This window comes from Alloprevotella sp. OH1205_COT-284, assembly GCF_003859795.1.
Lineage (GTDB): Bacteria > Bacteroidota > Bacteroidia > Bacteroidales > Bacteroidaceae > Alloprevotella.
In genome coordinates this window covers 37,491-54,955 of the sequence record NZ_RQYI01000009.1, presented here as the reverse complement: position 1 = coordinate 54,955, position 17,465 = coordinate 37,491, and the positions used below count along the sequence as shown (strand labels likewise).

At 52.1% G+C, this 17,465-nt stretch carries 9 protein-coding genes; 5 read left to right on the top strand and 4 right to left on the bottom strand.

All coding sequences use genetic code 11. The annotated features are described in order from the left end of the window. Window positions 1-62 precede the first annotated feature (62 nt). The 3 genes from EII14_RS04015 (at window position 63) to aroC (ending at window position 3,835) form a co-directional block, all read left to right on the top strand. A complete protein-coding gene (locus EII14_RS04015) occupies window positions 63-1,934 on the top strand; it encodes a DNA polymerase III subunit gamma/tau (RefSeq protein WP_124931272.1) in 1,872 nt (623 codons plus the stop codon). 39 nt (window positions 1,935-1,973) lie between these two features. After that, window positions 1,974-2,615, top strand: a complete 642-nt coding sequence (locus EII14_RS04010) for a peptidylprolyl isomerase (protein WP_124931271.1) — start codon at window positions 1,974-1,976, stop codon at window positions 2,613-2,615. Between the two features lie 155 nt (window positions 2,616-2,770). Then, window positions 2,771-3,835 carry a chorismate synthase gene (gene aroC / locus EII14_RS04005; protein ID WP_199733869.1) on the top strand — a complete coding sequence of 355 codons (1,065 nt, stop codon included), beginning with the start codon at window positions 2,771-2,773 and terminating at the stop codon, window positions 3,833-3,835. Between the two features lie 885 nt (window positions 3,836-4,720). Here aroC and EII14_RS04000 read toward each other — a convergent pair. From EII14_RS04000 to EII14_RS03990, 3 genes are all read right to left on the bottom strand, one after another. After that, window positions 4,721-9,598, bottom strand: coding sequence for a S8 family peptidase (locus EII14_RS04000; protein WP_124931270.1), 4,878 nt, complete (start codon window positions 9,596-9,598; stop codon window positions 4,721-4,723). A 344-nt stretch (window positions 9,599-9,942) separates the two neighbouring features. After that, window positions 9,943-11,112, bottom strand: coding sequence for an FprA family A-type flavoprotein (locus tag EII14_RS03995; protein WP_124931269.1), 1,170 nt, complete (start codon window positions 11,110-11,112; stop codon window positions 9,943-9,945). Between the two features lie 102 nt (window positions 11,113-11,214). Then, window positions 11,215-12,138, bottom strand: coding sequence for a tRNA-dihydrouridine synthase family protein (locus EII14_RS03990; RefSeq protein WP_124931268.1), 924 nt, complete (start codon window positions 12,136-12,138; stop codon window positions 11,215-11,217). A 128-nt stretch (window positions 12,139-12,266) separates the two neighbouring features. Here EII14_RS03990 and EII14_RS03985 point away from each other — a divergent pair, with 128 nt between their 5' ends. After that, on the top strand, window positions 12,267-13,253 hold the full coding sequence (locus EII14_RS03985) for a DMT family transporter (protein WP_233569362.1): 987 nt from the start codon (window positions 12,267-12,269) through the stop codon (window positions 13,251-13,253). A gap of 128 nt (window positions 13,254-13,381) precedes the next feature. Here the strand turns inward: EII14_RS03985 and EII14_RS03980 are convergent, their stop codons facing one another. Beyond that, window positions 13,382-14,113 (bottom strand): LuxR C-terminal-related transcriptional regulator, encoded by a 732-nt coding sequence (locus EII14_RS03980; protein ID WP_233569361.1) that lies wholly within the window; start codon window positions 14,111-14,113, stop codon window positions 13,382-13,384. Between the two features lie 208 nt (window positions 14,114-14,321). Between EII14_RS03980 and EII14_RS03975 the strand changes: the two genes are divergently transcribed. Then, entirely contained in the window at window positions 14,322-16,523 is a 2,202-nt protein-coding gene (locus tag EII14_RS03975; protein WP_124931267.1) for an AAA family ATPase, read from the top strand. Window positions 16,524-17,465: the final 942 nt, after the last annotated feature.

The window sequence follows — 17,465 nt, the reverse complement described above, 5'->3', positions numbered from 1 at the left end:
TTGTCGCAGAGATTTATATTCGGTGGAAATTCGTATCTTTGCCACAAACTCCGCTACTGATTATGTCAGATTATATCGTTTCAGCCCGTAAATATCGTCCGGCGACGTTCGACAGTGTCGTCGGTCAGAGCGCGCTGACCACTACCTTGAAAAATGCGATCGCCTCCGGAAAACTGGCGCATGCCTATTTGTTTTGCGGCCCTCGCGGTGTGGGAAAAACCACATCGGCGCGCATCTTCGCCAAAACCATCAACTGCCTTTCGCCCAATGACCGGGGTGAGGCGTGTGATGTGTGCGAAAGCTGTGTGGCGTTCAATGAGCAACGTTCGTATAACATTCACGAACTCGATGCCGCTTCCAACAACTCCGTCGATGACATTCGCGAACTGATCGAACAGGTACAAATTCCGCCGCAAGTGGGACGCTACAAGGTGTTTATCATCGACGAGGTACACATGCTCTCGCAAGCTGCTTTCAATGCTTTCTTGAAAACGCTCGAAGAACCGCCCGCGCATGCTATCTTCATTCTCGCCACGACCGAGAAACACAAAATTCTCCCCACCATTCTCTCGCGTTGTCAGATCTACGACTTCAACCGCATGGAGGTGGCCGACATCGTGAACCATTTGCGAAAAGTGGCCGACAACGAAGGCTACACCTACGAAGACAGTGCGCTCAATGTCATTGCCCGAAAAGCCGACGGCGGCATGCGCGATGCGCTCTCCGTGTTCGATCAAGTGGCTTCTTACACGAGTGGCAACATTACATACGCCAAGGTCATCGAGAACTTGAACGTGCTCGATTATGACTATTACTTCGATCTGACCGAAAGCCTGCTGAAAACGGATATTCCTCGCGTAATGCTCACGCTTAACGAAATCCTTTCAAAAGGTTTTGAGGCCAATCACTTCATGGGAGGTTTGGCCGCTCATTTCCGCGACCTGCTGGTGAGCCGCGATCCGCAAACCCTGCCACTGCTCGAAGTGGCCGAGAGCGTGAGAGAACGCTATGGAGAACAGGCCGCACGCTGCACGCCGAAATTTCTCTATGGAGCACTTCGGCTGTGTAACGATTGCGACATCAACTATCGTGCTTCTCGCAACAAACGGTTGCTCGTCGAGCTGACCCTGATACAAGTGGCGCAACTCCTTCAAGAGGAAGATGCACCGGGTTGTGGGCGTCGCCCTGCGCGATGTCTTCTCCCCATCTTCAATCCCGCTCCGGCTAAGACTGCCGCGACGGGAGAGCGGCCTGCTCTTCAAACAGAGAGTGCCGCGGTGCAGCCGGTTCAAATAAGAAACGCTACTGCTCCCCCTGCTACTGCCCCCTCTGTTGCTCTTTCTTCTCCTCCGCCGCAACCGACAGCTCCGCAACGGACTGTTGCATCGGGCATGAACTCTACGCTGCTGCGCGAGAAGTTGAAAACGGTTTCTTTGACCCGTCCGCCCGGCACTGCTTCGACCGCCGCTTCCGGCACGACGGTCGCTTCGGCTTCGGCAGAAACGGCGGCTGCCGCTCCGCGAAAAGAACTTCTTGCGGAAACCTTTTCGTTTGAACAATTCATTTATCAGTGGATGCGTTTTGCCAACGAACTGCCACCTTCAAACCGCTCCATTGCCGGCCGACTCAAAGTGATGGCCACCGAAGAGGGGCGGATTTCCATAGAAAACGATGCCGCCACAGGACAACCAAAGGCCGTTGCACTCGTGGAAAACGAAGCGGCGGCACAACACATGAGGCATGTGGAGGCTGCACTCACTGCATATTTGCGTTCGACCCTGCGAAATGACCTGCTCACGATTGCCTTCGAGGTCGATACGACAAAGCGCATTAAAAAACGTGCTTATTCGCCGAGAGAGATATATCAGCAAATGTTAGAAAAAAACGATGCTTTCAAACAACTCGCCATTGCGCTGAAACTCGAATTGGCCTGACCGAAAGAAGCATCTATCTATTCTTCTCAATTCAAAACAATGGAACAACTCAATCACCGCTACATCACTGTGGCCTATGACCTTTATGCCGACAACAGTGCCGGCATCCACGAAATTCTCGAACAAGCTCCCGTGGAGCATCCTTTCCAATTTATCACCAATCTCGGCATGGCACTCGAAAGTTTCGAGAGCAAAGTGGCGCACCTCAACGAGGGCGACGAGTTCGACTTCACGCTCAGTGTCGATGAAGGCTATGGCCCTTATGAAGAAAAGCATGTCATCGAAGTGCCCAAAACGGCTTTCTTCGTGGACGGACGCTTTGACAAAGAGCAAATCTTTCCCGGCAACATCATTCCCTTGGTCAATGAAGACGGCTATCGTTTCGACGGATTGGTCAATGATGTGAAGGAAGACGTGGTTGTGCTCGACCTCAATCCGCTCTATGCCGGAAAAGAGCTGCACTATAAGGGGCGCGTCGTTACGGCTCGGCCTGCCACGGACGAAGAAGTGAAAGGGGCGATCAACATCCTCACCGGAGGCGGTGGCTGCGGTTGCGGAAGCTGCGGTTGCGGTGAGGGCGACCATGGCCATGCCCATGATCACGACGGTTGCGGTTGCGGCTGTGGTGACGACGACGATCATGGCGGCGGATGCTGCGGTGGCGGTTGTGGCTGCCACTGATGAAGCTCTAAACCCGAACTTCCATTTCCGAGAGAAACTTCGCGATCCGTCTGCCGGCGGTTGAGAAATCCTTGGAGATGGAAGTTTCTTTTTTTTCAGCGTTTCACCATTTCATCATTTCATCATTTCATCACACGACTTACTCATTAGCAATCATGAATACATTTGGACATATCTTCCGAGTTTCAACTTTCGGAGAAAGTCATGGAGCGGCCGTCGGTGGCGTGATCGACGGAATGCCGGCCGGCGTGGACATCGATATGGCGTTTCTGCAAGCCGAATTGGATCGTCGTCGTCCCGGCCAGAGCCAGCTCACCACTCCGCGCAAAGAGCCCGATCGCGTCGAAATCCTCTCCGGAGTGTTCGAGGGGAAAAGCACGGGATGCCCTATCGGCTTCATCGTGCGCAACAAAAATCCGCATTCCTCCGACTACGAAAATCTGCGCCACCTTTTCCGTCCTTCGCATGCCGACTACACCTATCACGTCAAATATGGTCACCGCGACCACCGCGGCGGCGGACGGAGTTCGGCACGCGAAACCATTTGCCGTGTCGTCGGCGGAGCTTTTGCCAAGATGATTTTGCGCCGTTTGGGAGTAGAGGTCACGGCTTGGACGAAGCAGGTGGGCAACATTGTGCTCGAAGGCGATTATCATACGTTCGACTTCTCGCAAATCGAGCAAAATCCCGTTCGATGTCCCGATGCCGAAGTGGCGCAACAAATGGCCGATCTCATCATGGAGGTCAAAGGTCAGGGCGACACGGTCGGAGGGGTCATTGAGTGCGTGGTGCGTGACTGTCCGCCGGGTTGGGGCGATCCGGCCTATGGCAAATTGCACGCCTGCCTCGGAGCCGCCATGCTCGGCATCAACGCCGTGAAAGGTTTTGAGTATGGATTGGGGTTTGCCGGTGCGAGCTGGCGCGGATCGGAGCAAAACGATGTTTTTCTGCCCGGTTTCACCACTGCCACCAACCACAGCGGAGGCATACAAGGGGGGATCAGCAATGGGCAGGACATAGTGTTCAGAGTGGCTTTCAAACCGGTTGCCACCTTGCTGCGCGAGCAAAACACCATTGATGTGGACGGCCATGCAACCGTCGTCAAAGCAAGGGGCCGCCATGATGCCTGCGTCTTGCCGCGTGCCGTTCCCATTGTTGAAGCCATGGCCGCCATCACACTTGTGGACGCCTATTTGCAAAATCGATCTGCGAGAATTTGAAATCTTCATCTCTCAAATGGCTCTCAAAAGGATTAATAAGCTGTAAATTCAATGAAATGAAAGAAAAATATTACTTTTTGTCTTTTTTTCTTGGAAGTTATTGTTTAAGACCGTATATTTGCCATATTCTTAGTTGTCGAGACGATAACGTGAAAATAGTTTAGTTAAGTCTAGTTTAGTTTTTGTGTTGGTTAATGGGACTCTGTGGAGACAGAAGTCCCATTAATTTTTGTGTCTGTTGGATGCTGAGAGTGCAGCGGAAGGCTTCCCCAATGATCATTTCGTAAAAACGCCGAAAACATACATTTTCCCTTTCATGTGGTTGAATTTCAGAGAAATGTAAGTGTAGACGGAGTTTTTTTGATATACATGGGAAATGGTTAAGTCGATGATACACAGATAAAAAGGAGTGTATACGGATTTTCCGAAAACCTACACGGCCTACATGGTTGGGCTTTCGGGCATCTGCATGCCTTCCCGATGCAGTGTGTAGGTTGTAACGAAGAATGTAGTTGATTTACCGTATTGTCTACATTCGCAATGGTTTGTATATCTGCGATTTAAGAGGTTTAGTGTAGACAATGTAGATAAAAAAAAGAAAAAGTCCATGTAGGGGTTGAATGTTGCTTTTTTCACGAAGAATTGTACCGATTTCTCTTCGGTCTGTCCGGATATACCTTAAAGCATCGGAACGCATTTTACCCAAGGAGTAGTGCAAACGGAGTAACGAGTAGAAAAATCTATCACTGACCTAAATTCTTCTCGATAGAGGTTTTGCCGTGGTCTGATTATGGAAACGAAACAGAGGTCGCATCGCCGTCTTTCGGACTTTGAAGCGACCTCCGTTGCGGAAGCAGAAAGGTTGTGTCGGTGTTACGTCGCGGCTTATTCGGCCACGTTTACTTTCACGGCATGGGTGGAACCGTCTTTGCAAGACACTTTCACCACGTAGACTCCGGCAGGCAGGCGGACTGCATTGCTGCGATCGTTTTTCACGGAGATTTTGGCGTGGAGTGTGCGACCTTGCAGGTCAATCACGTCAAGGGTTTGAGCATCTTTTACTTTTACCTCGAAAGTTGCGGTTGAAACGTCGTAAGATACGCTTCTATCGGTGTCAAGAAGTATTCCTTCGATGGCATTGGGAACGGTGTCTTTCCACACGACACGGAAATAGGTGTCGGTTTCAACGGGAGTGTAGATGGCACGGATGAGGGAGGGATTGGCAGCATAGGGTTTCAGTTCCACAAAGGTTGAACCGTTCATCGGGTGAGGATCTGTCAGTTCTTTGGTCGAAAACTCTATGTAGGCCGTTTTTCCTTCGCGGTTGAAAGATGTGGCCGGCAGATAGAATGAGAGTGTTTCGGGGGTAGCATCTGCCGGTTGAGTGCGACGGAGCTGATAGCTCACCATGGAAGTGTCGCCGATGCGCTGGTTGGGTTTTCCATTGGTGTTTGCGCCTGCCACGTAATAGGTGAGGTTTTGAGCAAATTCGGCGGTAGAAGCCGTATTGGTTTCTGCCCAATCACCCAATGCGATGGTCAGCATGGCGGGAGTACCGTTGGTGTGGGTGCCGCGCGACAGTTTCTGGTTCAATCGAGACTTGTCATCGCGTCCGATACCGGCGATCTGATGTTTATAGCCACCTTTCACCACAGGGTAGATGATTATGGAAGGAGTCATCATGTAGTCGTGGTCGAGAGATATGCCGTGTTTGATTGCGAGATAGGTGCGAATGCGGTTCTCGCTCATTGCAGGGAGTGAGACATCGTAGTGCACGAGTTCGGCCAGTTGTCCACGGAAATAGTGAGGAGAAGCTGCGTCGAAAGAGGTGCCGATGGTCATCTTTTGCAGATTGAATTTTTCGGAGTTTACTTTGGCAGAACCGTCCACGTTTTCACCGTTGATGGAGATGTTGGTCAGTTTTTTGCTATGGCGAACAGTAACTATGCGAGGTGTGCCTGCACGGCCTTTCGACTGCAAAAGCCACACATTCTCACGAACACTCGAATAGCGCCCTTCTCTGTCTATCGTCAAGGCATAGCTGTGCTTGTCTTTTTCGTCGCTTTGTCCACTGCCGAAGCTGGCGATGCGTTCGTTGCCTGAACCACGAACGGCATTGAGAACAATGAAATCCGTGGTGTTGTTAGAAGTGTTGGCTTTGCGCATGCCGCCGATGTAGCCGCTGTGACCGTTGAAGTCGAGTGTGGCGTTGTAGTTGGATCCGCCGGGGTTGAAACGAGCACCTTTTTGACCAACCAAAGAGAATGTTTCGGCCTGAGGATAGGAGTCGGCGAGGCGTTTCACTTCACTGCCGTCGGTTTGTTCCTGTTTGTTGGGATCAAGCCAGAAAGAGGGGCGGGGAACGACGCGGGCGGGGGATATGGAGAGTTCGGATGTGGGAATTTGCAGTGTGGCGGAGAAGATGAGGTGGTTGCCCGTCCAATGGAGTTCGATTGTGGAGTTTTCGTCGAGCGACATTGTTCCGATGTTCGACGTATGAGAATTGACAGGGGTGTCGAAATGTTTGATCAAACTACCGTTGCCATCGCGAATGAAGATTTGGGCTACGCCTGATGCACGTTCGAATTTGAGGGTGTACTTGCCGGGGGTGAATCCTTTGCGCTTCATCACGATGACAGTTTCCTCTGAAAAACCGGTGGTAGGGCAACCTTCGTAGCCGATGATATCTGAAATTGTACCTTTCGACCATGGGAAGAGTGTGTGTTCGGAGTCGAAAGAGAGTTGAGAAAGAGTGAATTTTCCGTAGAAAGGGAGTTTCTCGGTAAGTAAAGGAAGATTTGAGGCCGATCCTCCGGCTTTATGGAAAGCATAGCCTTCCCATACAAAATCACCCCATTTGGCCGTGTCAGCCAATTCTACGGTAGAAGCATTGATGGTGGTTTGAGGAGAAGTGTAGATCACTTTGTCCGAAGCATCGGAAATGGTATAGTGATACTTGCCCGGAACGTCTCGCGTCACTTTGTAGACGCGTGTAGTGCCGGCTTCGCCTTCGATAGGTTTACTATTGAGATACCAACGTACATTGCCTTCGAGGAGATTGGTTTTCAGATTTAATTCGTCGCCTACACAAAGCAGGTAGGATGGATTCCATTGATATTCGGAATCTGTGGTTTCGGAGTTGAAGGGGTCAAACCCAACGGGCATCGAACGACGACCGAGAGATTTGGCCTTGCTGTCGAATACGGCAACGGAAAAAAACTGATCTTGCGACCATTTCACACCTTTCGGAGCTGTGATTTCTTTTTCAGTGATGGGAAGATCGACACTGTCCACGACTTGCATGTACTTATCGTAGAGGGCATAAATGAAGTATTTACCTTCTTTTGTCTTTTCTGTGGGTTTCCAAGAGAGTTTTATCTTATTGTCCGAAAAAGCCAAAATCTTGGGACGTTCGGACAAGTGTTCGCCTACTTGTGCAGATGCGGAAATTGCTTCTAAATCGTCTACCGTTACTTTGAACTGTAATGTGGAAGTAGGAGACATGTTTTGAGGAACTTTCCATTTAAAGAAGTTTTTACCATAGACGACTCCGTTTACTTGTTTGCTGCCGACGTTTGTCCAATAGCAAAGATCTTGAACGGCACTTGCGCGTATCCATTCTGATTCGGGGGATAGTCGATAGTAAACGCTTGGTGTCATGCTGCCTCTGTGGAAATTGAGTGCAAGAAGATCTTCTTCGGTGCTTACGGTCATGTCCCACGAGAGGAGAACGGTTTGTCCCGGACTGATACGGTAGCCCTTCGGAATGGAAGTCCAAATGATGCCGCGTTCACGTATTTGCCAAGTCGTCACGAAGTTTTGAGGGCCTCTCGGCACGTGGTGCCCTTTTACGCGGATGATGTATTCACCGGCAGCAAGAGTCTCGCCTTTTTTAGATGCTGTGATGATGACTTGCTCCGCATTGTCACGGCGATTGACGGCGCGTTGAGCCGGTTTCGTGACGTTTTGAGGAGATGGGTCGAGTGTCCATGGCAGAACCACCTCGCCCGACGGAGTAACGACTTCGAGATCGAGATCGTTGATGAGTGCTTTTTGCGCACCGACGGTGGCTGCGGGATCGTTCCAATAAAGCATCACGCGAAGCTCCGTTTGCCCTTCGGGCACAGAGAGTTTCATTTCGTTTGTTTCTCCTTGTTTTACTTTTTGATCGAAACTGATGCGACGGTCTGCAATGGTTTTCACCGCAGCGGGAGGGTTGATTTCTCCAAAACCTGTGCGATAGTCTATACCTCGCCCCTCTTCTTTGCCATTGGCGTAGGTGCGTACATCGAGTGCAGTGTTGAGCATAACAGCTTTGCAGACGTCTATGCGATGAGAGAGAGTTGGGTAAGTGGTATTGAATTGCTCTAAAAGTACACCGATCAGACCGGCCACACCGGGAGAGGCATAAGATGTTCCGCCGGAGCCTTGGGCACAGATGTCAGGCTTCATGCGTCCATCGGCAGTCGGACCGAAGTTCGCCCATGTAACATCAACTCCGGGGTAGATCGTGGAGTGAATTGCCAATCCGTTTTTGTTGGTCTTTATGTGTCCGGTAATACGTCCGTAGTCGGGATCTGTATAAGGAGGATAGGTGGATTTTCCATATGCCCAGTTACCGGTGGGGTAGCAGCACATATAGTTGTTATTGCGATAGATGATATCGTCAATTAAAGCAGAGCTTTCCAAGTAGAGATCGGGATGAACAGGGTTGATGTTCCATCCTACCGAGTGATTGGATACGAGCGGAGAGAAACCTTTGGTGAGTGCAGTCTCGACTCCGTTGTGATGTAGCCCCCATGGAGCTAACTTATCATTCATGGCAATGATTTGCATTCCGGGAGCCATACCTTGTGTTTGGCCCTCTACAAGATTATCGGCTCCTGCCACAATTAACCCACAGTTCGTTCCATGAGCATTGATACTTTTGTCTCTCGCCTCTTTTGCATTGCGACCGTAGCTTCCCAGTGTCCAACGGTCTTCGCCTCCATAGGGTTCCCAGTTGGCGAATGTCGTTCCTCTACCGATAGGGCCTTTCAGATCGTAGTTCACGATTTGAATGCGGTTGGCTTCGGTGATATAATTCATGTGGAAAGCCAACGGGACGGGCGTTTCGTATGGTTGCAGATAAATCACGAACGGCAATGCTGCCACTTGAAATACTTGTTCGATGGTGGGATTGAGAAGTCGCACTCTTTCGTCGGAAGTCAAGTCGTAATCCATGTACCATTTGTCGAGGGTGGCTTCGAGAGTCTGTCGGTCTTCCGGTCTCACGGTGCTCACGACGATGCCTTTCTCAACGACCGATGCGGGGAGGGGAGTGCCTTTGTCTGAGGCTTCCAACAGCACGTTGATGAGTTTGTAGCGAATGGGCAGTGCCCCGACTGTCAGCAGCTTGACGTCCTTACGTCCGTCGAGTGCTTTCCGTATGGCTGCCACTGCCTTCTCGGCATCGGGTGCGGCATACATATAGAGGTTGTCGGGGAGGTAGGAGATGTAGGCGGCGTGGCGCGACACCGACTGCTCGGCCTCTGGCGTGAGCGTTTGGTCGAAAGCAAGTACGAAGTATTGCTGTCGGGCTTTGGCATGGTCGATACGAAGTTTCATTCCCTTCGGAGCCATTTTTCGCAAAGTTTTCTTGGTGATTTTGAGGGGAGCAAGTTCCGAAACGGAGCCATTGCCTCCTCTCACCAATTGTGCATGAGCCACCATGCCGCTTCCGGCAATGGCCAAGCCCAAAAACATGGCATAAAATTTATTCATATTCAAAAGGTTAAAAAAGAGAAGTTTTTCGCGTGCAAAGGTAGTCCATTTTGGAGAGGCTTCAAAATGTCGTATGCGAAAAAAGTTTTTTTTGAGAAAGTCTGTATTTGGTTTACTATAAATTGCAATTTGAAATGCCTTGAAAAGTATCGGAATGCCTTTTCCGAAACTTTTTTGAACGTCTTTTTCAAGAGTTTTTTGAATGTCTTTTGAAAAAACATCGCTGCCTCTCTGCGACAACGACCGTGTTTCTTGGGAGAAGCGCTGTTTCGCAGAGAGGCAGCGAGCAAAATGGAAGAGCTGTCTTGATGAGGGCGCGAGGCGATGAATGCTCGTCAGACCTGTCAGGCCAAAACCGCTTCTGCCAGTGTTTCGAGTGCTGTGACGTCGGTGGATTTGAGCGTGCTTTTAATGGTGAAAACCGGCTCGACGATGTCGAGTTTTTTGAATGCTTCCAGTTCTGCACGCATGGTTTTTCCTGCCGTCGGTGCCCAAGTGCCGTTTTCGACGATGGCCACGCGGCGGTTTTGATAGCCTTTGAGGCGGAGTTTATGGATGAAATAGTGCATCGGAGGGAACACTTCGCTGTCGTAGCTCGATGCGCAGAGCACCAATGAGCCATATCGGAAAGCATCGGAAACGGCCTTGTCCATCAGTCCTCGTGCCAAATCGGCCACCTCTACGGCCGGAGCACCTTTTTCTTTCAAAATTTCGGCCAATCGGAGTGCGGCGGCTTTCGTGCTCCCGTGTATGCTGGCGTAGGCCACGAGAACTCCGGGTGTTTCCACTTCGTATTTCGCCCAGATGTGATAGAGGCGAATGGCTTCGGCCTTTTTCTCGCCTCGCAACACATTTCCGTGGAGCGAGCAGATCATTTCGACGTCGAATTTTGCTACTTTTTCCAACAGCTTTCCAACCTGCATGCCATATCGACCGCAGATGTTGATGTAGTAGCGTCGCGACTCTTCGAGCCACTTGTCGTCGTCGAGTTCGTAGAAACCAAATCGTCCGAACGCATCGGCACTGAACAAGGCTTTGTCCTTGTCGTCGTAGGTGACGATCACCTCCGGCCAGTGTACCATGGGGGCAGTGGCAAAAGTGAGGGTTCGTGTGCCGAGTTCGAGGGTGGAGCCGTCGGTCACGGCAATGGAGCGATCCGACAAGTCGATGCCTTCGTTGAATTGGGCGATGAAAGCAATGGCTTTGGCACTGGCCACGACTTTCAGATCGGGATAAGCGTTCACCACATCGGCAATGGCTCCGGCGTGGTCGGGTTCTACGTGCTGAACGACGAGGTAGTCGGGTGTGCGTCCGTCGAGCGCGGCGTGCAGTTTGTTGTTCCACTCATCGACGCAACGAGGGTCGACGGTGTCCATGATGCACACTTTCTCGTCCAAGATGAGATAACTGTTATAGCACATTCCTTCGGGCACACGATATTGGCTCTCGAAGAGATCAAGATCGCGGTCGTCGACACCGATATACTTGATGGTTGGGGAGATTACGGGTTCCATATACTGAAAAGGTATGATTGATGATTTCAGAAAACAGCAAGCTCGACTTTGTCGGGCGTTGGGAGTAAACCGATGTACCGCGCAGTTTGCCGTTCCGCGGTTTCAGACCACTTCCGAAACGGCGCGGAGATAGTTTTTCAGATTGCCGGCTTTTTTCAGCTTTTTCAGGCACTTCCGCCCCACCTCCTCTTCCATATAGTCCCAATAGGTTTTGAGTTTTTGGTGTAGGGCGGCATCTCCGGGCACTATGGCGGCGTAGTGTGCATGAAGACGGTCGTGCAGTCGTTTTATAAGTGCCATGCGCTCCGTTCTCGACCATTCCCGTCCTTCGGCCAGTTCTCGGCCCAGCGATGGTCGAGCCAGCCATCCGCGGCCGATCATCAGGCCGTGGAGTGTTGGAAATCGCTCCATGATGCGTGTGGCTTCCTGCGGTGTGCGAATGTCGCCGTTGAACACAAGCGGATGTCGGCACTCTTCGGCAAATTTCGCAAACGCCTCAATGTCGGCCGTTCCTTTGTAGCCCTGTATGCCGAGTCGTGGGTGCAGTGTCACTTGCACGAGTCGGGCGTCGTTGAGCAGGGGAAGCAACTGCATACATTCGTTCGGGGCGTCCCAACCGAGACGGAGTTTCACCGAAAAATGAAAATCGCTGCGCACGTTCATTTCGTTGAGAATTTCACGCACCACTTCCACATTTCCCAACAGCCCTGCCCCTCGTCCGTGGCGTGCTTGCAGCTGAAACGGACAGCCCATGTTCAGATCAATGCGGCGATGTCCCAAGGGCGTCAAGACTTCGAGCAAATGCCGAAATTCTTCGATCGAAGCCGCAATGACTTGTACGACGAGCGGCACCCCTTCGTTGAAGTCCGGTCGCACATCGCGCAAGTCTTTTGATCTCACTCCGCCGTGCTCCCATCTCACGAAAGGTGTGTAGTAGGCCGTTGCGCCTCCCACCTCTTGTTGATGAAAACGGCGATAAGCATCGTCGGTATATCCTTGCAGAGGAGCAAAATAGAGCGGTATCATTGTGCAAATTTACGCATTTTGGTCGGATTAGCGCGGCTATCTTCCGAAAAGTCTGTACTTTTGCGCCCGAAAATCCCCCCAATCGGGTATGACGGCGAGAAATAATCGCCGACGACACTTTTCGAGATATGCAAAATTTCACCTCCATTCCCTTTTTCGGAGAATCTCTCTCCATCTTCGTTGCCGTTTCGTGGACGATCAGTGCGCTGTTCAGCGAAGTTGCCACCAAGCGTCTTGGTGTTCATGTGGTCAATGTGTTGCGCATGGTGCTTTCGATGCTCATGATTTCCTCCTTGCTCTATGTGGTCACCGGTTCCTGCGTTCCTCTCCATGCCGATGTTCAAACATGGTGGTGGTTGTTGATGTCGGGCGTCGTGGGCTACGTGTTCGGCGACTATTGTCTGTTTAACGCCTATGCCGTGATCGGTTCGCGTTTTGCTCAGCTTTTCATGACTGTCGCCCCTGCCACGGCTGCCATATCGGGTTGGATCTTGTTGGGCGAAACCCTTTCTCTTTCCGCTGTTTTGGGCATGTCGGTCACGACGTTGGGTATTGCCCTTTCCATTCTCGGCCGCGGCCGTAGTGAAGAGGCCGGCAAGCGCAGAATACACCTCAATCTTCCCACGAGCGGTGTGCTCTATGCCATTGGTGCGGCCGTCGGTCAGGGTTTGGGATTGGTGTTGTCGGCCGTCGGTTTGAAACACTACGAGGCTTCCATTCGCACCTTGTCTTTGCCGAGCGAAACGCTCGACGGCCTGCTGCAAACGCTGCCCTTTGCTTCGACCATGATTCGCGCCGTTGCCGGTTTGGCCGGTTTTGTGTTTATCCTTTTGGTCAGCCGCAAGGGGGGGGCGTTGCTTCGCGGGGTGGTCGATCGTCGCGGCATGACGATGTTGATTTGTGCCGTGTTTTTCGGCCCCTTTTTCGGCGTTTCTCTGTCGCTCATGGCCACGCAATATACCGCCACGGGCATTGCCATGACCCTCATGTCGCTCAGCCCTATTCTCATTCTTTGGCCGGCTCATCTTTTCTTCGGACAGCGTGTGACGCGCAAAGAAGTGCTCGGTGCCGTCATCAGTGTGCTGGGCGTGTCGTTGTTTTTCATCCGTTTTTGATCTCTCCGCAACCCTCGTTTCTCCCGGCTTCCTCTTTCGTGGTCGGGCTACACCAAACTCATCGCCCCGAATACCGAGCGGTATTCGGGGCGATGTTTGTTTTTGGAGATTGACGGTTGTCGTCTCGGCTATTCGCCCAAGTCGAGGTGTCCGTTCATCACGGCATAGATGATCACGTCGGAGAGCGAGTGGGCATTGATTTTCGACATGATGTTTTTTCGGTGTGTGATCACAGTCGTCAGCCCGATGTTGAGGCGGTCGGCAATCTCTTTGTTGATATACCCCTTTCCCAGCAGCGTGATCACCTCTATTTCTCTTGCGGTGAGTGGTTGTGTTTCTGCGGTCGGCTCGTCGTTGTTTCGTGGTCGTGTGGCCGTTTCCGTCGGTTGTTGTCGCGGTCGGTGCGGGCCAGTGCCGTGTCCTTGCGAGTGCATTTGCAGGAGGTCGGTGATGAGGTCTTGTTCCGATTGCGAAACGTTGAGCGTCAATATTCCCGGCATGGGGGGCAGGTTTTCGCCGTTGATCAACACGATGGTGCGATAGGCTCTGCGTCGAAAAAAGCGGGTGTGTTCAAAATAAATGCGCGACGAAACGAAGAAGTGGGCGAAACTTTCGGGATCGTCGGCCATCAGCTCTTCGTGAGCGTGATAGATCTTCACCTGCGCGAAAGGAATGAATTTCTTCAAAATGTGCATCAACCCCATGCAGGCCAATAGGTTGGAGTCGATGATGGCCATTTGTATGGGCGCAGGCTGCATGCCGTTGTGTCGGCGTGTCGTTTTTGTGTTTTTCCGCTCCTCGTCGGGCAATTCGGGAAGTGCCGTCGCGGTCGGTTTTGAATGGGGGTGTGAAGGGGGCATGCTCGTATGGGTGCTGTTGTGAGTTTCGGCGTGTGCTTTTCCGTGAGAAGTCGGAGCAGCAGGCCGCTCTTTGCTTTTATTTTTGCAAAAGTAGAAAAAAACGCACGAAAATTCGTATTTTTGTGGGAAAATCACTTTTCGCACGCTCAAAAAGCACCGCGAAAACCTCCATTCTCCCCTCCCGACGCTCTCCTAAAATCACCGTGTCATGTCCAATCCCGAAATCGCTCTGGCTCGCCAAATCATCGAAAACACCAACACCCACCTGTTTCTCACCGGCAAGGCCGGAACGGGCAAAACCACCTTTCTGCGCCGTCTGCGCGAAGAGAGCACCAAGCGCATGGTGGTTCTCGCTCCCACCGGCATTGCGGCCATTAACGCCGGCGGTGTCACCATTCACTCTTTCTTCCAAATACCCTTTGCTCCTTTTCTGCCCGGTGTGCAATACAGCCGCGAAACCTTTCGCATGGGCGAACGCAAAAAACGCCTCATTCGCAGTCTCGACCTCGTTGTCATCGACGAAATCTCCATGGTGCGTGCCGACCTGTTGGACAACATCGACGCCGTGCTCCGCCGCCACCGCGACCGCCACAAACCTTTCGGCGGCGTGCAACTGCTCATGATCGGCGATTTGCAGCAGCTCGCGCCTGTCGTCAAAGAGGAGGAGTGGTCGTTGCTTTCCGCCCACTACGAATCGCCCTTTTTCTTTTCTGCCAACGCCCTGCGCAGCACCGACTATGCCACCGTCGAACTCAAAACCGTCTATCGGCAGCGCGACGAAAACTTCATCGATCTCCTCAATGCCGTGCGCAACAACACCGCCGGCATGACCGAGCTCCAACTCCTCAACGCTCGCTACATTCCCAACTTCGAGCCGCGGCGCGAAGAAGGATACGTCCGCCTCGTCACCCACAACCATCAGGCCGACCGCATCAACGAGCACAACCTCGCGCAACTGCCCTCGAAAGCCTTCACCTATCGTGCCGAAATCAAAGGCACGTTTCCCGAATATTCCTATCCGACTCAGCCCGACCTCTCGCTCAAAATCGGCGCACAGGTCATGTTCGTAAAAAACGACGGCACCGGTGCCCATCGCTATTTCAACGGCATGCTCGGCGAAGTCGTTTCGCTCACTCCCACCGAAATCTGTGTCCGCGCCCAAGACACCGGCGAGCACATCGACGTGCCGCGCGAGGAGTGGCTCAACTCACGATACGCCCTCAACGAAACTACCATGCAGGTCGAGGAAATCACCGAAGGGGTATTTCTGCAGTTTCCCCTCCGCACGGCTTGGGCGATCACCATTCACAAGAGCCAAGGCCTCACCTTCGAGCGTGCCATTATCGACGCCTCTGCCTCCTTCGCCCACGGGCAGACCTACGTTGCCCTCTCGCGCTGCAAAACGCTCGAAGGCTTGGTACTCTCCGCCCCCATCCCTCCCCGAGCCATCATTCAAGACGCCCACGTGCAAGCCTTTTCCGAAGATATGGCGCAACAACTTCCCACGCCCGAGAAAGTGCGCGAAATGGAACGCCTCTTCTTCCTCCAACTCCTCGGCGAGGTCTTTTCGTTCGGCGTGCTTCTCGTCCTCCTCGACGGATTTCTGCGCCTTCTCGACGAATATTTCTACAAGCAGCAGCCGGCCACCGTGGCCGATTTCAAAGCCCTCCGTGTCGATCTGGCCGATCGGATCGAAGCCGTTTCGCACCGCTTTGCACGGCAATATGAGCACATCGTCCTCACCGCCGAAGACTATCGCCACTCGCCCCTTTTGCAGGAACGAGTGACCAAGGCGGCCGACTATTTTCTCGATGCCCTCGCTCCCCTCGTGCATTTGTTGGGCAACACCTCCTTGTCCACCAACAACAAAGTGGTGGCCAAACGCCTCAAAAAACACTCCGAAGAAATGACCGAGGAGCTTCGCCTGCGTGTCGCCCTCTTGCGTCACGTGGCTGCCCACGGTTTTGAACAGAAAGCCTATCAGCAGGCCAGAGCTCTTGCCACCTTGGGTGAAACTCCCGATTCGGCCTCCGGCAAGCGTACCGCCAAAACCGCCAAGGCCAACGCCGCCGAAAAAGCTGTCGCCAAGGCCGCAAAACCACCGCGCGAGCGCACCGACCTCATCTCTCTACGGATGTTTGAAAGCGGAAAGACGGTCGAAGAAATCGCCGCCGAGAGAGGGCTGGTTGCAGCCACCGTCTACAAGCATCTTTCGCAACACGTGGCCGAGGGCACACTTTCCCTCGCCGATATTGTCGCTCCCGACCACATCGCGCGCGTCGTCGGTTTTATCTCCGAGCACCCCGACTCCGTTTCTTTCTACGAACTCATGGAAGCCTTGGGCGACGACATTTCGCAGGCCGAACTTCGGCTCATTCTCGCCCACACGCGTTCGGCGTCGACTTCGTGAGCGGAGGGGGTGTGCCATCATTCAGCTGTCGCATCCCCTTCGGCTTCTTCCGCTTGGTCGGAGTGCCGATTGTTGTCGATGTCGATGAAACCGCCCTTTTTGAGCGTTTCTTTCCCCTATTTTTTAGTTTTTGCCGTTTTGCTTCCGCTAAAACGGTCATCGCATTGATTATTAGTACTTTTCTTGCGAAGGCAAGTGAAGGCAAAAGTTGGGAGCTTCTTCCAAATCGTTGAAAATCAATATACCTTTGGTGAAGGCAAAATCTCTTTTTGCCTTCACCTCCTTTCACCTCTTCTGGGCGAAAACCACCCCTTTTCGAGTTTGTGAAAGCAAAAAATCGGCATAAGTCGATGTATTTCAATTGTTTACAAAATAAATTTTCGTTTTGCCTTCACTTGCCTTCGCAAACAAAGTCTTGATTTGCAGCTTGTTGCATCCTTTTGCGGAGGCAGCGGAGGCAAAATACAATTACAAGGATACGCGCGTGCGCGCGAAAGACTGTTGTTTCTCGCTTCTTCGAGGGAGGCCGCTCTCACGGCCTAAGAGGTAGAAACGCCTACCTCAGAGCCCGTTTTTCTTACCTCAGAGGTAGAAGCGTTTTCCGTTCTTACTGTTATTCCCAATCTGCATTTCGTGTTTCCTCCTCCGTTTTCCTCTTTTTCTTTGAGATGCTTTATTATGTACCATAGGTGCATTCGGCGAAAAAAAAGAAGCCTCCAAACCGCCCGACACCCAAAAACAATCGTTGGGCAGCATTTGGGGCGACTGAACACATCTGCTCCAACGGATGTGTAACTGCTTACACGCCGAACTCCGAAAGCATCTGCTTCTCCGCCCGAAGAGGGGGAGAGGCGGATGTTCTTTTGGGCGGTAGGGAATGGAAAGAACGCGTTTGAGAGAAGCTGCGGAAAAAGCGTTTACATACTTTTTCGGACACTATTC